The organism is Paenibacillus sp. FSL R10-2748 (assembly GCF_038005565.1).
GTDB lineage: Bacteria > Bacillota > Bacilli > Paenibacillales > Paenibacillaceae > Paenibacillus > Paenibacillus polymyxa_B.
The window spans coordinates 1-18073 of record NZ_JBBOTK010000015.1; the positions used below are offsets into that span (position 1 = coordinate 1).

General features: G+C 47.0%; 16 protein-coding genes and 1 other RNA gene. 1 reads left to right on the plus strand and 16 read right to left on the minus strand.

The genetic code is table 11. The annotated features are described in order from the left end of the window. Positions 1-318 precede the first annotated feature (318 nt). The 14 genes from NSS66_RS25830 to rpoE form a co-directional block, all read right to left on the minus strand. Positions 319-594, minus strand: a complete 276-nt coding sequence (locus NSS66_RS25830; RefSeq protein WP_025719099.1) for a pro-sigmaK processing inhibitor BofA family protein — start codon at positions 592-594, stop codon at positions 319-321. Next, complete coding sequence (locus NSS66_RS25835) at positions 591-902, minus strand: DUF2508 family protein (protein ID WP_025676300.1); 312 nt, start codon at positions 900-902, stop codon at positions 591-593. Before NSS66_RS25835 ends, NSS66_RS25830 begins: the two co-directional genes overlap by 4 nt. Positions 903-1116: 214 nt before the next feature. Further along, positions 1117-1716, minus strand: coding sequence for a recombination mediator RecR (gene recR / locus NSS66_RS25840; RefSeq protein ID WP_013308227.1), 600 nt, complete (start codon positions 1714-1716; stop codon positions 1117-1119). Between the two features lie 27 nt (positions 1717-1743). Further along, positions 1744-2055 carry a YbaB/EbfC family nucleoid-associated protein gene (locus NSS66_RS25845; RefSeq protein WP_013308226.1) on the minus strand — a complete coding sequence of 104 codons (312 nt, stop codon included), beginning with the start codon at positions 2053-2055 and terminating at the stop codon, positions 1744-1746. 43 nt (positions 2056-2098) lie between these two features. Beyond that, a complete protein-coding gene (dnaX, locus tag NSS66_RS25850) occupies positions 2099-3850 on the minus strand; it encodes a DNA polymerase III subunit gamma/tau (RefSeq protein WP_028542567.1) in 1752 nt (583 codons plus the stop codon). A gap of 158 nt (positions 3851-4008) precedes the next feature. Continuing rightward, positions 4009-4275, minus strand: an RNA gene (gene ffs, locus NSS66_RS25855) — signal recognition particle sRNA large type. A 110-nt stretch (positions 4276-4385) separates the two neighbouring features. Then, complete coding sequence (rpmE, locus tag NSS66_RS25860; protein ID WP_025719104.1) at positions 4386-4583, minus strand: 50S ribosomal protein L31; 198 nt, start codon at positions 4581-4583, stop codon at positions 4386-4388. A 156-nt stretch (positions 4584-4739) separates the two neighbouring features. Then, on the minus strand, positions 4740-6011 hold the full coding sequence (locus NSS66_RS25865; protein ID WP_076295929.1) for a radical SAM protein: 1272 nt from the start codon (positions 6009-6011) through the stop codon (positions 4740-4742). Positions 6012-6106: 95 nt separating this feature from the next. Then, positions 6107-7444, minus strand: coding sequence for a transcription termination factor Rho (rho, locus tag NSS66_RS25870; protein ID WP_028542569.1), 1338 nt, complete (start codon positions 7442-7444; stop codon positions 6107-6109). A 259-nt stretch (positions 7445-7703) separates the two neighbouring features. Continuing rightward, complete coding sequence (locus tag NSS66_RS25875) at positions 7704-8957, minus strand: UDP-N-acetylglucosamine 1-carboxyvinyltransferase (protein WP_013308220.1); 1254 nt, start codon at positions 8955-8957, stop codon at positions 7704-7706. 239 nt (positions 8958-9196) lie between these two features. Next, a complete protein-coding gene (gene fba, locus NSS66_RS25880) occupies positions 9197-10051 on the minus strand; it encodes a class II fructose-1,6-bisphosphate aldolase (RefSeq protein WP_013308219.1) in 855 nt (284 codons plus the stop codon). Between the two features lie 247 nt (positions 10052-10298). Then, entirely contained in the window at positions 10299-10667 is a 369-nt protein-coding gene (locus NSS66_RS25885) for a response regulator (protein ID WP_013308218.1), read from the minus strand. Between the two features lie 213 nt (positions 10668-10880). Beyond that, complete coding sequence (locus tag NSS66_RS25890) at positions 10881-12482, minus strand: CTP synthase (RefSeq protein ID WP_028542570.1); 1602 nt, start codon at positions 12480-12482, stop codon at positions 10881-10883. 403 nt (positions 12483-12885) lie between these two features. Further along, positions 12886-13437 carry a DNA-directed RNA polymerase subunit delta gene (gene rpoE / locus NSS66_RS25895; protein ID WP_013308216.1) on the minus strand — a complete coding sequence of 184 codons (552 nt, stop codon included), beginning with the start codon at positions 13435-13437 and terminating at the stop codon, positions 12886-12888. A 404-nt stretch (positions 13438-13841) separates the two neighbouring features. Here rpoE and NSS66_RS25900 point away from each other — a divergent pair, with 404 nt between their 5' ends. Then, on the plus strand, positions 13842-15002 hold the full coding sequence (locus NSS66_RS25900) for a S8 family peptidase (RefSeq protein ID WP_053324366.1): 1161 nt from the start codon (positions 13842-13844) through the stop codon (positions 15000-15002). 14 nt (positions 15003-15016) lie between these two features. Here the strand turns inward: NSS66_RS25900 and NSS66_RS25905 are convergent, their stop codons facing one another. Both NSS66_RS25905 and NSS66_RS25910 read right to left on the minus strand, forming a co-directional pair. Then, a complete protein-coding gene (locus NSS66_RS25905) occupies positions 15017-16402 on the minus strand; it encodes an MBL fold metallo-hydrolase (protein ID WP_053324365.1) in 1386 nt (461 codons plus the stop codon). Continuing rightward, positions 16399-18069 (minus strand): ABC transporter permease, encoded by a 1671-nt coding sequence (locus tag NSS66_RS25910; RefSeq protein ID WP_316243138.1) that lies wholly within the window; start codon positions 18067-18069, stop codon positions 16399-16401. Before NSS66_RS25910 ends, NSS66_RS25905 begins: the two co-directional genes overlap by 4 nt. Between the last annotated feature and the right edge of the window lie 4 nt (positions 18070-18073).

Sequence of the window (18073 nt, forward strand, 5' to 3'; positions counted from 1 at the left end):
TTTGAAACCGACGAGATAAAAATATCTCTTGTTTGATTTTGCGAACAAAATCGTTTTACTCACTCGTTGTTCAGTTTTCAAAGATCAAACCTGCATTATGTCTTACTTTGTTTCACCACCGCATCTCAGCGGCGACTTGATTAATATAACACACATTCAGGATTTAAGTCAACACTTTTTTAAAATTATTTTTTAATTTCATTCAAATGTTGTTCTCACAAAAAATTCCCGGGCTTTAAGGGCCGAGAATTAATGTATCACATTTTTGAATTCGCCGTCAACTATATTTTAAAAATAGAAACAATAACATTTAAGTTTTCATATGGCCTGTCCGAATAATACTATTTTCAATCCCAGTAAAAGGACAATCCCAGGCAAACCTAATATCGTTACCGCCCCCATTGTCACTGGATTGATCGGGATGTACACCTGCGTAATCCACCCTGAATAATTGATAACATACAATGCGATGGCTGCCAGGCCCATATGCGCCCCGAATACTACAAGCCAGCCGATACCCAAACGTTTTTTTAAGATTAGAAATAGTAGCATCCCGACACAGGCAATCAGAACAAGCCAGACCGCCCCTTTCATTCAGCTCTCCGCTTGTGAACACGATCCGTATCATTGGCATACCCAGGTTCATCTGCAGGCAGATGGAAACGATGCAGGCCTTGCTGTTTCGCGCTTTTTAAATGTATCTGATATTTACGTTCTGCAGCTTCTAGAACAAATATAGCGTAGTCGATCTCATCTTTACCCGTAGCTTCATGAAATAAACGATGCGCTCTTAGCCATTCCGCATGCGAAGCCCGAATCTGGGCAAACAACTCCTGCCGATACTCCGCTTCTGATTTGCCATTCTCCTGACGACGGAAATTTTGTTTCATCCGTTCCCACATCCGTTCATCCTCCTCACAAGCTGAATTATGTGCACAGTCTGCAAGACTACCTTATTCATACTTATTGAACTAAGGACAAACTTAGAACCAGGAACGATCTATACTGCCATCTATCACGGCAAATAAAAAAGGAGCCATAGCGGCTCCCCCAAGTAAGTCGAGAATGCCCAAAGGACATTTCAGACTCCCTATTTATAACGTATAAATACACCTATTAATTGAGCTCTCTACGGCCTTCCAACGCTTTGGACAGGGTAACCTCGTCGGCATACTCCAAATCTCCACCCACTGGCAATCCATGAGCAATACGAGTAACCTTGATTTCAAAAGGACGCACTAGCCGAGAAATGTACATGGCCGTGGCCTCTCCTTCAATGTTCGGGTTCGTAGCTAAAATCAGCTCCTTGACGCGTTCATCACTGAGTCTGTTCAGCAATTCCTTGAGTTTGATATCCTCAGGACCAATTCCCTCCATAGGAGATATCGCCCCATGAAGCACATGGTAAAAACCATTAAACTCTTTGGTACGCTCCATAGCCACCAAATCCTTGGAATCCTGAACAACACAAATGACGGAGGTATCCCTCGTCTTATCCTGACAGATCCGACAAGGATCTGTGTCCGTAATGTTGCCGCAGACTGAACAGAAGTGAAGATTGCGTTTTACATTGACCAGCGCTTTGGCAAAGTCAATCACATCATCTTCCTTCATTTTCAGTACGTGAAAAGCCAACCGGGCAGCCGTCTTCGGCCCTACTCCCGGCAGGCGCGTAAAAGCATCAATTAGCTTTGCAATCGGCTCCGGATAATACAATAGCGTGTTTCTCCTTTATGCAGCAGACTAGAACAAGCCCGGAATTTTCATGCCGCCTGTAAATTTACCCATATCATCATTAGCCAGTTCATCTGCTTTGGACAAAGCATCATTGACAGCAGTCAGCACAAGATCTTGCAGCATTTCTACATCATCAGGATCTACAGCTTCCGGTTTGATCGTGATGGACAACACTTTTTTATGTCCATTTACCTCCACCGTCACAACACCGCCGCCAGAAGTTCCTTCGATTACTTTTCCGCCAAGCTCCTCTTGGGCTTTCAGCATTTGTTCCTGCATTTTTTTCACTTGCTTCATCATTTGGTTCATATTGTTCATTTCAATCATCTCCTTTAATGAAGTATACATCTAGAAAATTGATTCAATCTTTAATGACTACTAGGTCTTCCCCGAAAAGTTGAATAGCTTCATCAATCCAGGGCTCCTTGGACTTTCCCGGCGCATCATGCTCCGGCTCCAGTTGCAATTCTTCGGCAGGCTGGTCGGAAACTCCTTCAATCGCAGCATTCCAATCCTTTTGCATCATCGTTACTAAACGATAAGGATGACCCAACTGCTCATGCAATACCTTCTCGATGACCTGCTTATTGGCAGGCTTTTCGGTAGTTTCACGATGAATATTGTTCTTAAATGCAACCAGCACACTGTCCTCTAACACAGAAACTGGCTCACCATCCATAAACCAAGCATGAACCGTAACTTTTGCCTCTTTTACCCCTTGCAAAATCTGGCTCCACTTACGTCCTGCTGCTGCGAATGCTTCGCTCGACTTCTCAGCGATATAGCGATCCAACTGAGAAGGAAGCTTGGCTGGCGCTGAAATCCGCGGAGCAGGGGCACGCCCCCCGGAAGCCTGACGACCACCCGACGATGCTTCCTGTCCCGCTCCAGCGCCCAATCCACCTTGCAGCGCGCGCTCCAGTTTCTTTTCCAGCTCAGCAAGCTGACGCTTCAACATTACCACATCTTCCTGATCAGCTGCAGCGCCAGAGCGTTGTGCGGTCGGCTGAGCAACAGTTCCTGCTTCCCCCGGAATACTGCACAGCTTCAATAGAGCTACCTCAAACAAGGTTTGTGGCTGTACGGCATATTTCATCTCGCTCTGATAACGATTAAGGGTGTCAATCATCGCAAAGAGTTGCTCCTTGGTAAAAGCATCTGCCACTTCCTTAAATCGCTCTGGATCCAGCACTCGCTCCGTCATTTTGGTCGCCTGAGGCACCATCTTGATCATTAGCAGATCTCGGAAATAGTACAGAAGATTCTCCATGCACTTATCCGCACTTTTACCTTCCTGCATAAAGTTCTCGATCATTTGGAGCACCGTGCCCACATCTTCTTTCAGCAATGCCAAGGCAAGCTTACCGAATTGCTCGGACGCAATACCTCCCGTCATATCCAGCACCTGCTGATAAGTAACCCGACCATCTGTAAACGAGGATATCTGATCTAAAACGCTAACCGCATCTCGCATCCCACCATCTGAAAGACGCGCAATGTACTGCAGTGCATCCGAATCAGCCTGTATGTTCTCCTGTTGACATATCAGGTCAAGCCGCTCTGTCTGTTCTTCCAGCGATACCCGCCGGAAGTCAAACCGCTGGCAACGTGAAATAATTGTTGCCGGAATCCGATGTGGTTCAGTCGTAGCCAATATGAACATCACGTGTGGCGGCGGCTCTTCCAGCGTCTTGAGCAGCGCATTGAACGCTTCCGTCGTCAGCATGTGCACTTCATCAATGATATAAACCTTGTGCCGCACTTCTGTGGGCGCATATTTGACTTTATCGCGCAAATCACGAATCTCTTCAACGCCCCGGTTGGAGGCTGCATCAATCTCCTGTACATCCATGACCGCTCCGGCCGTGATCCGTTTACAGGCTTCGCATTCGTTGCAAGGTTCCGGCGCAGGTCCATGCTCACAGTTGATTGCCTTGGCCAAAATTTTGGCCGCACTCGTCTTACCTGTTCCTCGTGGACCGCTGAACAGGTAGGCATGGGACGTGCGATTTTCGCGGATGGCATTCTGCAATGTCTGGATAATATGCTGTTGTCCTACCATGTCCTTGAAAGCCTGCGGCCGCCAAGCACGGTACAACGCTATATGTTCCAATGCGCGTTACCCTCTTTCCCATTCACTTTCATGACCATTCATGGTCACTTCATTATACTATACTCCCGTCCGAATCTAAACCAGACACCTTCCAATTTATAAAACACAAAAAAACATCTTCGCAATGATTGCCAAGATGTTCTAATTACCAATATATACCGTGCACCTGTTATTGATCGTTGTGATCCGAGCGGCAATCCTGAACAACAACTCGGGCTAGGCAACCCTCCGGCACAAGAGTGGACCTGCTTATGGCTGCTTCCTTCCGGACCTGACCAGGTTCACAAGTACTCATTGCGGAGGACCCAGCCGTCAACATTGTGCGCAGGGACCAGCCTCACATCAACAACACCTCTAACAGGAATTCAACCTCGCTATAGCGGATTGCGAGTTACAGGGCACCGCTACCTCCCCATCTAGCACGGTGAAAATAAGTATATCTTAAGGCCGCATAAAAAGCAAATACACATTATTACAAAAAGAGCCCTCTGCAGTTGCAGAAGGCTCTAATAACTTTATAACCTGCGGTAATCCATTAGATACCGTATTTCTTTTTGAAACGATCCACGCGTCCACCAGCATCAATAAATTTCTGCTTGCCTGTGAAGAATGGGTGGCAGGCGGAGCAAATCTCCACACGCAGAGATCCTTTCACAGAACCAGTTTCAAACGAATTTCCGCAAGCACAAGTGACATTAGTTACGTTAAAATTTGGTTGAATAGCTTGTTGCATTGAACTTTCACCTCTTTCCGCCCTGAACGTCCTATCAGTCCAGAGTTGTATGAACACATGTTCACATTATAGCACTTGAATATGAGCGTTTCAACAACTCTTTTCTGCATTCAAAGATGGCATAAAATAGGTGTGTTTCAAGTTACATCGACCATTTTAGGCCTTGGCAAATTTGGGACGTGCCAGCCCTTGTGGCGGTACATGAGTGTAAGAACCGATGACTACATCAGGCAGCTCCTCACGATAAATCTCAAGCATTTGCTTCATACCAAGAATCTCACCTTGAGCAGGTGGAATCAACTCCAGATAGCTTTCAGGATCGATATTCAAGTTACGCATTTGAATCAGCTTGAGCTTAGTACGTTTGGCAAATTCAATCATTGCCTCAATTTCTTCCTCTCGGTCAGTTACACCCGGAAAAATTAAATAGTTAATCGACGTATATACTCCCTGTTCGGAAGCATAACGAAGTGATTTTTCCACATTAGCCAACGTGTAACCGCGCGGCTTGTAATACGCATTGTAGTGATCGTCCAGTGCACTAATGGTACTGACGCGCATCAGATCAAGACCCGCATCCACGATTCCCCGGATATGATCGTTCAATCCCGCATTCGTATTAATATTGATGTATCCCATATCGGTAATGGAACGCACCTCTTTGATCGAATCAATAATCAGTTTGGCTTGTGTGGAAGGCTCACCTTCGCAACCTTGGCCAAAACTGATGATGGACTCCGGTGTCTTCAAATGTTCCAGCATAACTTCTACAATTTCTTCGACGTGAGGACGGAAGTTCATTCTTGTCTGCGGAGATACGAAACCACTGTCATCCGGCTGTTCAGATATACACCCAAAGCAACCCGCATTACAAGAATAAGATACCGGAACTCCTCCTTCCCAGCGATTCAGGAATGTGTTCGAGGAAGTAAGACATTCGTAGCCCAGCGCACAGTTAGACAAATGTTGGTACAGCCGATTTTCGGGATATTGCTCCGTCATCCGCTGCACACCCAATTTAACTTGATGACGGTCACAGTTTTCCGGATTCCACTTGGATGGACTGTCACTCTGCTCTGCCGTTACATAAAATGCCCCGTCTTTCCAGACTACGGCCGAATAACCGAACAAGGGAAGTTTGTACTCCTTATCGGTCTTCACATATCCCGGCAGGCACAAGCGTGTAAAACCTTGCGGCAATAAAGCCCCTACTGCTTGCATATCTCCGGGAAGAGAAACCATTTCCCCTGTTTCAGGGTTCATACCGACCGGGCGAGTGCTGGGTAGGCTTACCAATGTAGCTCCTTCCGGTAACGGAATAAGCTCATCCTCCATGATTTCAACAATCATGTCTGCACTACGGGCAAGCCCATACAAAGAAGCATGATCATATACATTGCCTTTTTCGTCGGCATACACCAAATACATTATGGAGCTCCTTTCGCTCCGTTAAGCCTACGCCATTAACAAAATGAATGGTAACGACTGTGTGCTTACGGAACAGATAAAATACATGATGGGTTTTAGTTGGTTGTGGCCGGGACTGACGCTGTGGTAGAACGCGCCGTTCTCCGTTGTTGCCCACCAGAACTGCTTTGCGAGCCACTGGAAGAAGGTGCCGTCAAATCAAACGAAGCCAAAAACTCAGCATTAGTTTTGCTATTACGCAGCTTTTTGAGGAAGCCTTCCACAAATTCATGGCTTTCCGTCATATTTTTACGAATGGCCCAGATGGTATCCAATTCTTCCTTATTCAACAACACTTCCTCACGGCGTGTGCCGGAACGACGAATATCAATCGCAGGAAAGATACGACGTTCTGCCAGCTTGCGGTCCAAATGCAGCTCCATGTTGCCTGTACCTTTAAACTCCTCATAGATGATATCGTCCATGCGTGATCCTGTGTCAATCAGCGCTGTAGCAAGAATCGTCAAGCTACCGCCTTCCTCCACATTCCGAGCCGCACCAAAAAAGCGCTTTGGACGGTGAAATGCCGCCGGATCAATACCCCCGCTCAAAGTACGACCAGAAGGAGGGATAACGAGATTGTACGCACGAGCCAAACGTGTGATGCTATCCAGCAGGATGACAACATCCTTTTTATGTTCTACGAGACGCAGTGCACGCTCCAACACGAGTTCTGCCACTTTGATGTGATTTTCAGGAAGTTCGTCAAATGTAGAGGCCACAACTTCACCTTTAACAGAACGCTGCATGTCGGTCACTTCTTCGGGTCGTTCATCAATCAACAAGACAAAAAGCTCGATCTCGGGATTGTTGGTAGAAATGCTATTGGCAATTTCTTTGAGGAGAAGCGTCTTCCCAGCTTTGGGAGGTGCTACAATGAGTCCGCGCTGTCCAAGTCCGACAGGGGCCAGTACATCCATAATTCTCGTAGACAAATGGTTGGGGGAAGTTTCAAGGACTAATTTGGTCTGCGGATACAGTGGAGTCAGTGCAGGAAAATGTAGCCGCTCAGCAGCTTGCTCAGGACTTCTTCCATTGACGGCGTTAACTTGAAGCAATCCAAAATATCGTTCATTCTCTTTTGGCGTTCGGCATTTACCGGAAACAAGATCGCCTGTCCTCAAGTCAAACTTGCGGATTTGTGAAGCAGAGATGTAAATATCTTCGGTACTCGGGAGATAATTGATCGGCCTCAGAAAGCCGTAACCTTCGGGAAGGATTTCCAGAACCCCCTGCATAAACATCAATCCGCTCTTCTCAGCTTGTGCGCGCAGGATGGCGAAAATTAATTCTTTCTTTTTGAGCGTTCCGTAGTACGGGATCTGGTATTGCTTGGCCAGCTTGTACAGGTCGGTCAGCTTCATTTCTTCCAGATCGGAAATTTGCAGATCCATATAATAACCACCTATTCAATTATTAAGTCCATTCATACATCTAAATGATAGACAATGATATCATAAACACCATTAACATAATTTTAACCAAAACAAATAAAGTTATGCAGCCACCTGCCTGGATTATACCGAATTATTCCGGTTTTCCGATAAAAGATTGTTAGGTATGAACCACAATCTTTTATCAAGCAGCGGCTGCATAGGTGTTGCCCGTTCTATTGTTTTCGTTCCGGGAGTTCGAAAAAACTGCATGGTTTAATTATTCAGTCTGCCTCCATACATCCGCGCCCAAAAGACGCAGGTTGGAGACAAGGTGATCATAACCACGGTCAATGTACTCGACACCCGTCACCTCGGTTACGCCTTCGCTTACTGTAAGTCCAGCAATGACAAGGGCCGCTCCGGCGCGCAGATCTGCTGCTTTTACTTTAGCTGCATTCAGTTGACCACCCTCTATAATGGCGGACCGACCCTCTACGCGAATTTTAGCCCCCATTCGCACCAGCTCAGGAACGTGCTTAAAACGATTGCTGTACACAAAATCGCTCAATACACTGACACCCTGCGCTTGGGTAAGCAAGCTGGTCATGGGAGATTGTAAATCTGTGGCGAATCCGGGGTATATTAAGGCTTTAACGTCGACATGTTCATAGGAAGGTGCACCCAGTACGCGAATACTTTCATCATATTCCTCGATGCCGATGCCCATTTCCTGCATTTTTGCAGTGAGAGCCTCCATATGTTTGGGAATTACGTTGTCAATCAATACATTTCCACGGGTTGCCGCAGCGGCAATCATATATGTGCCCGCTTGTATACGGTCAGGTATGATCGAATGACGGCAGCCATGCAGCTCCGACACACCTTCAATTCGAATCGTTTCCGTACCGGCGCCTTTAATAATGGCCCCCATGGAGTTTAAAAGGGTTGCTACATCTATAATCTCAGGCTCTTTAGCCGCATTTTCGATAATTGTGGCGCCTTTGGCACGTGCTGCCGCCAGCATAATATTAATGGTAGCGCCTACGCTGCTAACATCCAAATAAATTTTGGTTCCGCGCAGTTCTTTGGCGTGCAAATGAATAGCGCCGTGCTCGTTCGTAACCGTGGCTCCCAGCGCTTCAAAACCTTTGATATGCTGATCAATGGGCCGGGGTTCGAAATTACACCCTCCTGGCAAACCGATGATCGCTTCCTTGAATCTGCCCAGCATGGCTCCCATCATATAATAAGAGGCTCGTAATTTCTTAACAGGCCCATTCGGCATAGGAATGGATTTAATAGAGGAAGGATCTATTTTCATCTGGCTACCTTCCCAGGTAACCGTTGCACCAAGTTCCTCCAGTATTTCGGAATACACCGCCACATCACTCAACAGTGGCAAATTGTCCAAAATGACTTCCGACTCTGCCAGAATGGCTGCGGGAATCAAGGCGATGGCACTGTTTTTGGCACCGCTGATGGAAACTGTACCTTGAAGCGGCCGTCCACCGGTGATCATCAATTTTTCCATAAGCTTGAGGGTCCCCCTACGTGTTTTGCAGTCGGTCAAACAATAATCTCAAACAATAATCTCAAATCATAAACTTTTAACTTTTTTAGTGGTGAAAATGGAAAGACACCGGCTAAGCGGTGTGCTTTCCATACCAAACTATTCAACTGTACAGATTTAAATATTTTGTGCAGTAGAACTACAGTTACAACTAAAAAATTCATCTAGCCTGTGCAGACGCACGACCAGTTGATTCATTATTACGCTTTGTTGTTGGAACCGAACTCACGAATTTTACCGATAACGGTTTGTTTAATCGCTTCACGACCTGGAGCGATGAATGTACGTGGGTCATAAGCATCCGGTTTCTCAGCAAGCACTTCACGAACCACTTTCGCAAATACGATTTGGTTCTCAGTGTTTACATTGATTTTGGAAGTTCCCAGGGAGATTGCTTTTTTAATGTCATGTGTTGGGATACCAGTACCACCGTGCAGAACGAGTGGAAGTTTGATTGCATTGCAGATCTCTTCCATTTCTTTGAATCCGAGGTTTGGCTCGCCTTTGTAAGGTCCGTGTACGGAACCCAGTGCAGGTGCCAGTGTATCGATACCTGTTTCGTTAACGATACGCAGACAGTCGTCCAACTTAGCGTACATTACGTCGCCGACAACATCATCCTCTTGACCGCCAACCATTCCAACTTCAGCTTCAACGGAAACGCCTTTGGAATGAGCATATTCTACCACTTTTTTCGTTGTAGCAATGTTTGTGTCGATCGGGCTGTGGGAATCGTCAATCATAACGGATGTGAAACCAGCGTCGATAGCTTCTTTACATTTTTCAAAGCTGGAACCGTGGTCCAAATGGATCGCAACTGGAACGGTGATTTTCATGTCATGAATAAGACCTTCTACCATTTTAACAACAGTGTAGAATCCGCCCATGTGACGTGCTGCGCCTTCAGAAACACCCAAGATTACTGGGGATTTTTCTTCTTCAGCAGCGCCCAAAATAGCTTGAGTCCACTCCAGGTTATTAATGTTGTATTGACCTACTGCATATTTTCCTTCGAGTGCTTTGTTCAACATGTCTTTCATAGATACCAATGGCATGGTTACAGTCCTCCTAAAGGTGTTTGGGTTTGTCTATATTTTAGCCGACATCACATACGGGCTTATTATACCACAACCCATGTTAAATACTAAACAAGCTTTTGCATATCAACACATACAAAAATCACGCCCAGGACGCCGTTTTTCCATAGAATTGTATAAGGAGAGGATTTACTTTCAGTATTTCCCATAATCACAAACAAAAAACCCTGTTGTGTTAACAGAGTTCTCAACCATAGTGACTCACCTAATCACCTCTGAGTTGTTTGTTCACAGCGATCCGCATTTCGTCAATATCAAAGGGCTTGGTAAAATGCATTAGCGCACCTAGCTCCGTCGCCTCTTTAATCATGTCCAGTTCTCCATATGCTGTCATCATAATAACCTTGATATCAGGATTCATGGTTTTTAGATGCTTCAGAATTTCGAGTCCGTCCATACCTGGAATTTTCATATCGAGCAGAACCAGATCAGGTGGTTCCTTCTCAACAATTTCAAGTGCAATTTTTCCGTTCGCCGCCTGAAAGGTCTCATAACCCTCACTTCCGAACACTTCCATCAATAAAATCCGTATTCCATTCTGGTCATCGACGATTAATACTTTCTTCTTTTCCAATGTTTTAACCTCCTAAGATCTTAAAACGAGGATCATGCAGCTATTGCCATAACAGCGTCCGATGACGTACAATATCCGTCCCATACTTAAAACTATATTCGCTCCTGCAAAAAGAAAATCCTGCTCTTATACATAATTGTGGAATATTCTTTCATAATCAGGAAGCATGGGATAAAAAAAGACCTCCCTGAGGAGGTCTTACAAGCCCAAACATTAACCTTGAAGCTGCAATGCTGCCTTTACAAATTCACGGAACAAAGGCTGCGGACGATTCGGACGGGAAGTAAATTCTGGGTGGAACTGTACCGCCAGGAACCACGGATGCTCAGGGAGCTCCACAATTTCCACCAAGCGTCCATCCGGTGAAGTACCGGAAATACGAAGACCTGCTTTTTCAATAACTTCACGATATTCGTTATTGAATTCGTACCGATGACGGTGTCTTTCGTACACCAGCTCGTCGTTGTAACAAGCCGAAGCCAAGGAACCTTCCGCCAGTTTGCATGGATACAAGCCAAGACGCATCGTACCGCCCAAATCTTCGATGTCTTTTTGGTCAGGAAGCAAGTCAATGACAGGATAATCCGTAGCCGGGTTAATTTCCGAACTGTTGGCTCCTTCGAGACCAGCCAGGGAACGGGCAACCTCAATGACAGATACCTGCATACCCAGACAAATGCCGAAGAACGGAATTTTTTGCTCCCGTGCATAACGAATGGTACTGATTTTGCCTTCAATTCCGCGATCGCCGAAGCCACCCGGTACGAGAATGCCGCCAATGCCGCCCAGCATGTCAGCTACGTTCTCGTCCGTCACTTCTTCAGCGTTCACCCAACGGATTTTTACGTCTGCATTCGCATCAAATCCAGCGTGGGAAAGTGATTCAACCACACTTAAATACGCATCATGTAATGCAACATATTTACCAACAATAGCAATCTCAACCGTTTTATCCAGCTTGCTGATTCGATCAACTAACCCTTCCCATTCGGTCATATCTGGTGCAGGTGTTGTCAGCTTGAGGTGGTTAACTACGATTTCATCCAAGCCTTCTTCACGCAGGTTCAACGGAACCTCGTAGAGGGTTGATGCATCGCGGCATTCTACCACTGCATTCGCATCAATATCGCAGAATAATGCAATTTTTGCCTTCATATCGGAGGACAGTTCATGCTCTGTACGGCAAACAATGACATTCGGTTGGATGCCGATGCTGCGCAATTCTTTTACACTGTGCTGAGTTGGTTTGGTTTTAACCTCACCAGCAGCTTTAATATAAGGAATGAGCGTTACGTGAATGTACATTACATTCTCGCGCCCAACTTCGCTTTTGAGCTGACGAATAGCTTCCAAAAATGGCAAGCTTTCAATATCGCCCACAGTACCGCCGATTTCTGTAATAATTACGTCCGAACCTGCTTCACGGCCTGCACGGTACACGCGCTCCTTGATTTCGTTCGTAATATGAGGGATAACCTGCACCGTACCGCCCAAATATTCTCCGCGACGTTCTTTGCTGATTACGCTGGAATATACCTTGCCTGTTGTGACATTGCTGTTCTTGGACAGATTAATATCAATAAAGCGCTCATAGTGTCCCAAGTCAAGGTCCGTTTCCGCACCATCATCCGTTACAAACACTTCACCGTGCTGGTAAGGACTCATCGTACCCGGATCGACATTCAGGTAAGGATCAAATTTTTGAATCGTTACCTTCAGTCCCCTGTTCTTCAAAAGCCTCCCCAGTGAAGCTGCCGTAATCCCTTTGCCCAAGGAAGACACAACCCCGCCTGTCACAAAAATATACTTTGTCACTGTTCAAAACCCTCCTAGATAAGATGCAAAATTCAGGCGACATTATGATGTTATCGTAACCCGTTTGCACGGATTATCATCCATGAAGAAGGCAGCGGAATCATTTTCCATGTCCGCCGCCCTTAGCCCTCTTTCATGAGTGAAAACACCCCTATAAAAAACAAAAAAGCACTCCCGTAGTACGGGGCACTTTTATACAAAAAGCAAACATATAAGTGAATCAATCATAAGCCCAAGCAATAGTTTACCCCGTGTCCAATCCGCTGTCAAGGAAGTTATCTGTGTTAATTTGTCCATTGAACCAGATTGGAGAGAATCCACCTGAAAGCTTTAAATCAGAAGAGGTTTTCAAGAAAACGGTCATGAAAAAGGGGAGAACGCATCTCCCCTTACAGCCTGTTTCCTAACGAAGCGAATCGTCGTCTTCCGTCGACTCATCGTCATTTTCATCTTCTGAATCTTCCTCATCACTGAGGTCTTCATCGTCTATAACCACGTCTTCATCACTATCATCATCATCTTCTTCTCCGTCGAACAGCTCATCTTCGCCATCCTCGTCTTCGCTATCTGCATCGAAGTCGTCATCAGAGTTGTATGTTTCTTCTTCCTCATGATAGTCATCTTCATCGTCATCGTCTTCGTCGTTAATAATGCGAGGACGCTTGGCGCCTGTCAGGGCATCTTCGGATTTATCTACCGGATACCAACGTTTCAAGCCCCACAGATTCGTACCGACACAGGCAAAACGCCCGTCAATGTTGATTTCAGTATATAGCTGAGCAATAACGTCATTAATTTCTTCGTCGGAAAAGCCACGCAATTTGGCGACTTCCTTCATCAGGTCACGGTAATAATACGGAGTATTGGCTGCTTTCAATACCATAAATGCCAAGTCCACCATTGGAGTCTCGTGGACTTTCTCCGGGTCAATCTTCAAGTTGAGTGGGGTACTCACCTAGGGACACTTCCTCTCACACGTAATTCACAAGAACATGTTTCAGAGCATACACGATACATGCAATACTAACATATCCATTATCAAAACTAAGTAAAACCTATTTGGAAGCAAATTGCAAGTTAAAGATGGGTATCGTCATAATTTCCAGTAATATCCCTCTAAACAAGACGGCACACATAAAAAGACGGGGTCCCCCCCGTCTTCGACTGTACCCGCTCCGGGAGAACCCCCCAAAGTTGTTGCACAAGAGCTTATGCCCTCCATGTATCGTATGTGTCCACAGCCACTTTGACACGACAAGCAGGCCTATTTCCATAAAAAAGGGGCAGGTTTCCCATGCCGCAGCTGACGCTTGCTCATACAATACCTCAGCATGGCTCATCGGAGGGGGACCGTCTCAAATGGACTATCCGGATTTTTTGCAGCGTTTGCATGAGGGTATTTCGGAGCCGTCCGGCAGTGGACGGAACAAACAGATCATCACGTTCGATAAGCCTCACCAATACCGGGAATGCCTGTCCTATCTCAGGAAGCTGAAACCCGAGCTTGCGGGATTACGGCAAGTACAACCGGCCCGACTAATCCGCGCTTTAATCGCTCCGCTTTCAGGGGGAGACAGGCTAGGCAAATATCACAACGGTGTTACCGTTGAAGAAGATACCCGCATGAAGGTCCACGCTGAAACTGCTCATATACCAAAAGCAGAAAAGAACCTTTCCATGCCATGGGGAGTCAAACAGGTACGTGCATACAAGGCTTGGCCTTCCTCGACAGGGAATCGGGTCAGAATCGGTGTGATTGACACAGGAGCGGATTTTCAACATCCTGATCTTCGTCATTCTCTCGCCAGAGGTATTAATTTGCTTAACCGAACCATGCTACCCTATGACGATAACGGCCATGGTACTCATATTGCTGGAACTATCGCGGCGTCCAACTATGACGAAGGTATGGTCGGCGTAGCACCACGGGCTTTAATTCATCCCGTAAAAGCATTTGATCATAATGGAGCTGCCTACGTCTCCGATATCATTCTTGGTATCGACTGGTGTGTATTAAATCGTGTCGATATCATCAATATGAGCTTTGGTATGAAGTCGCGCAGCAAGGCACTACTTGATATGGTGAATAAAGCATATCATAACGGCATCGTGATTGTAGCGTCCTCGGGAAATGAGGGCAAGCGCCGAAGTATTGACTATCCAGCCCGCTATTCCCAGACGATTTCAGTGGGTGCTACTGACAAATACAGACGCATCGCACCTTTCAGCAACCGAGGGCAATTTGTAGATGTGTACGCACCGGGCGAAAAGATCACCTCCTCCTGGATCCATGGCAAGCATCACGAAATGAGTGGTACCTCTATGGCTACTTCCCATGTGACCGGAAGCATCGCACTTCTCCTTTCACTGAGACCGGAACTGGAGCCTGGAGAAATCAAAGCGCTGCTTAAGCGTACCGCCACACCGCTACGCCTGCGTAAAAGCGCTGGACGCAGCTCTATCTCCACTAAACTTGGCGAAGTCGATGCCTTCCGATTGATGCAGGAGGGCACGAAGTAAATGATGATGTGATGCTAAACCTCTAGTGTAGCGCCCGGCTCCAAAGAATGAACTTTTCTGGCAGGACCTTCACACCCACGATTTCCTGCTCTTATCAACTCATCTCGTACCAGGTCAGTCTGCAGCTTTGGCGCATGAACGAGTACAACCTGTTTGCTAGGCAGCTCCTTCAACATTTGCCGCACATCTGATAATCCCTGATGCACCTTGTAAATCAAATGCCGAGCTACACAGCTGTCATTTTGATCTGCACGTTCCAACAGATGTTTGCCAAAAGAACCATGTGGAGCATGCCCGGTCAATATAACAATGTTGCTAATGCTTTCTCCGCTATCTTCACCCTCCCCCATGTTGCGGTTATCCGATAGAAACTGATAGTACCAGCGCGCCTGTGGGGAATCCATCATGCCGTCTCTTGTTATGATAATAGCCGTTGGGTTCTGTTCCAGCAGACTCACTCGTTCAGCAGCACCACGAGGCACGAAGACCCTGTCACTGTTTAGCACATGTTTTATTCGCGCTGGAGCTTCTGGACGCAGCCATTCTTTCCAGCGGTCTAACTGTTTCAATCCCTGCCATATATCGTGCTCTACAATCATTGCCTGTGTAGGGAATTGCTCGCTAGCCCATACGATCATGTCCTGTCCTCTGCCAAAGGCAGGCACCGGCAACAACACATGACCACCAGACAATAATATCCGCTCCATCTCGACCCTCAGCCGCTCCAGCTTAACAGGCTGCGGGTCTATATCCATGCCATAGGCATTGTCCATAATGGATATGTCCGCTAGATTGGGCTCTGACTTCCATTCAGGCAGGTCATGCAGCCCCTCCCCAACACCCAAGTCTGGCGCATCGGCAGCAAGAAGCTCAGATTCGCGGCTGTAATCTCCAGAAAAAAACAACCGCTTCCCTTCCATTTCTACCGCATACCACACTGCACCAGCCAAATGTCCACTGCGTCCCCACATGATTCTCACACCCGGACAAGCCTCAAGCCATTCTCCTGCTGGCGCTTCATCTTCTAGATAGCGATAAGCAATGGATTGGATATCCTGTACGTCGTATGGCAATTCGGCTCCTCTCGATTCAACATAAGTATGCCAGGAGCGAAAATAGGAGCCTAGCTGCTCAGCGGTGGCCTTGGTCGTCCAGACCTCCCCCTGGTATCCATACTTGTACAGTAAGGGGAGCGCCATGGAATGATCCTCATGTGCATGAGACAGCAATACAGTGGTCAGTCCCTCCGCCTTTTGCGGCGGAAAAATCGGATATTGTCCGGTTCCTTCCTTCTTCACGCCACAATCCAGCATGACGCGATGCTGCGTTCCTTCAAAAACATAGCAGGAGCGGCCATGTTCGCCCGCTCCTCCCCAAATCCTAAGCTTGGTCATGATCATTTCCACTTTCTTTGCGAGTTTAAGCTTTCCATTAAGATCAGCAGCAGTGTGGTCATTCCGACCGATATGACGGCCATCGCCATCCCAAGTGACACCTGTCCCTGCTCAAATTGTGCAAATATGTAGGTTGCAGACGTCTGAACGGATGGCGGCAAAATCAGCAACGATCCTACCAGCTCGCGTGAAGCAATGGTAAATGTCATCATCCAACCAGCGAGCATTCCCGGTACAATCAGCGGCAGCACAATCCGGCGGAATATGTAAGACGGTCGCCCGCCAAATACCTGTCCCGCCTGAAAAAGACCAGTGTCCACCTGCGTAAAGGCGCTTTTGACATACTGCACCGTATAAGGAACAAACAAGATAACATACGTCAGAATGACCATGCCGTATGTGTTATACAAAGGGATCGGCATCCATGGTGAGTTCCACCACAAAATCAGGCCGACCACCATAACAATTCCCGGCACCGTATTCGGAAGCAAGCTAAATGCATCAACCGTCCGTTGGATTCTTGTGCGTGAGCCGCCAATGACAAGCGCAAACCAAGTGCCCAGCACCACAGCAAGCGTCGAAGCACCCAAAGAGAGAAATACACTGTTCAGGAGCGCCTCCATGCTCTCTGATCCCCAAGACAGCAGTTCCTTGTAAGAGTCGAGCGTCAAATTATCCCAGGCGAGCCCAATTCCCCTCAGCTTCATCGTCGAGGCTGAAAGAATTGAAAAATAAGGAATGCCAATGGACGCAATGAGCAACAATAGAATGTATGCAACACTTAGCCCCGTAGTCCAGCCGGATATACGAAGACGGGACGGACGCGAACCTTTACCACCTACCAGCCTGTACGTAAACTTTCGGTTGATCACCGATTGCGCATACCACATGAGCAGGCAGGCGGTTAACAGCACCGAGGCCATTGACGTCGCTTTGCCAAAATCTATGGGCCAGCTGGAAATATATTTGTGAATTTCCGAAGTCATGACCTCATACCCGATACGTCGCCCAAAGGTAGCAGGGGTGCCAAACTCGGCAATCGTTTTAACGAAAATGAGCAACGCGCCCATTCCGTAAGCTGAAAGCAGCAGCGGTAAAATGATTCGACGGAATCTGTACAGAAAGCCGCCGCCCATTACGGCACCCGCCTCTTCCAGGCTCCCGCCAATCCTCACCAGCGCCCCGCGCAGCAGCAGGTACAGGAATGGAAACAGATGCAGGCTCATGATCATCACCATGCCACCAAGGCTGAAGAAGGACGGCGTTAAGAAATGCAGGTCCGGGAACAACTGCTCCAGATATCCGTTTTTTTGCATGAACAGAATCCAGCCCATGGAACCGATATAGGGCGGGGTCATAAACGGAATCAGCAACACGACATCCAACCAGCGCCAGTGTGCAAGACGAGTGTTGGACATGATCCAGGCTAGCGGAAGCGCAAGTACCGTCGTTCCTGCAATCACACAGATGCCTAGCCAAATCGAGCTGAATAGCACTCCTATAAATTGTGAAGCAGCTAACGTTCGAAAAGGCGCATCCCATTGAAATTTTTCATCAACATACACACTTTGGATAAAGATTTGCAGCAACGGCAACACAATCAGGAAAAGAAGCGCGATCAGAGCCAGCGTCAGACACCACACTCTGAGGTGTTTAACAGATAAGCCTCCCATCGGC

Bases quoted from the DNA above. Each gene is read 5' to 3' on its own strand.
- NSS66_RS25905 (WP_053324365.1), bottom strand. From the start codon at position 16,402: ATGATCATGACCAAGCTTAGGATTTGGGGAGGAGCGGGCGAACATGGC.
- rho (WP_028542569.1), bottom strand. From the start codon at position 7,444: ATGGATCTGCAAATTTCCGATCTGGAAGAAATGAAGCTGACCGACCTG.
- NSS66_RS25910 (WP_316243138.1), bottom strand. From the start codon at position 18,069: ATGGGAGGCTTATCTGTTAAACACCTCAGAGTGTGGTGTCTGACGCTG.
- NSS66_RS25875 (WP_013308220.1), bottom strand. From the start codon at position 8,957: ATGGAAAAATTGATGATCACCGGTGGACGGCCGCTTCAAGGTACAGTT.
- NSS66_RS25845 (WP_013308226.1), bottom strand. From the start codon at position 2,055: ATGAACAATATGAACCAAATGATGAAGCAAGTGAAAAAAATGCAGGAA.
- NSS66_RS25865 (WP_076295929.1), bottom strand. From the start codon at position 6,011: ATGTATTTGGTGTATGCCGACGAAAAAGGCAATGTATATGATCATGCT.
- fba (WP_013308219.1), bottom strand. From the start codon at position 10,051: ATGCCATTGGTATCTATGAAAGACATGTTGAACAAAGCACTCGAAGGA.
- NSS66_RS25835 (WP_025676300.1), bottom strand. From the start codon at position 902: ATGTGGGAACGGATGAAACAAAATTTCCGTCGTCAGGAGAATGGCAAA.
- NSS66_RS25830 (WP_025719099.1), bottom strand. From the start codon at position 594: ATGAAAGGGGCGGTCTGGCTTGTTCTGATTGCCTGTGTCGGGATGCTA.
- NSS66_RS25900 (WP_053324366.1), top strand. From the start codon at position 13,842: ATGGACTATCCGGATTTTTTGCAGCGTTTGCATGAGGGTATTTCGGAG.
- rpmE (WP_025719104.1), bottom strand. From the start codon at position 4,583: ATGCAACAAGCTATTCAACCAAATTTTAACGTAACTAATGTCACTTGT.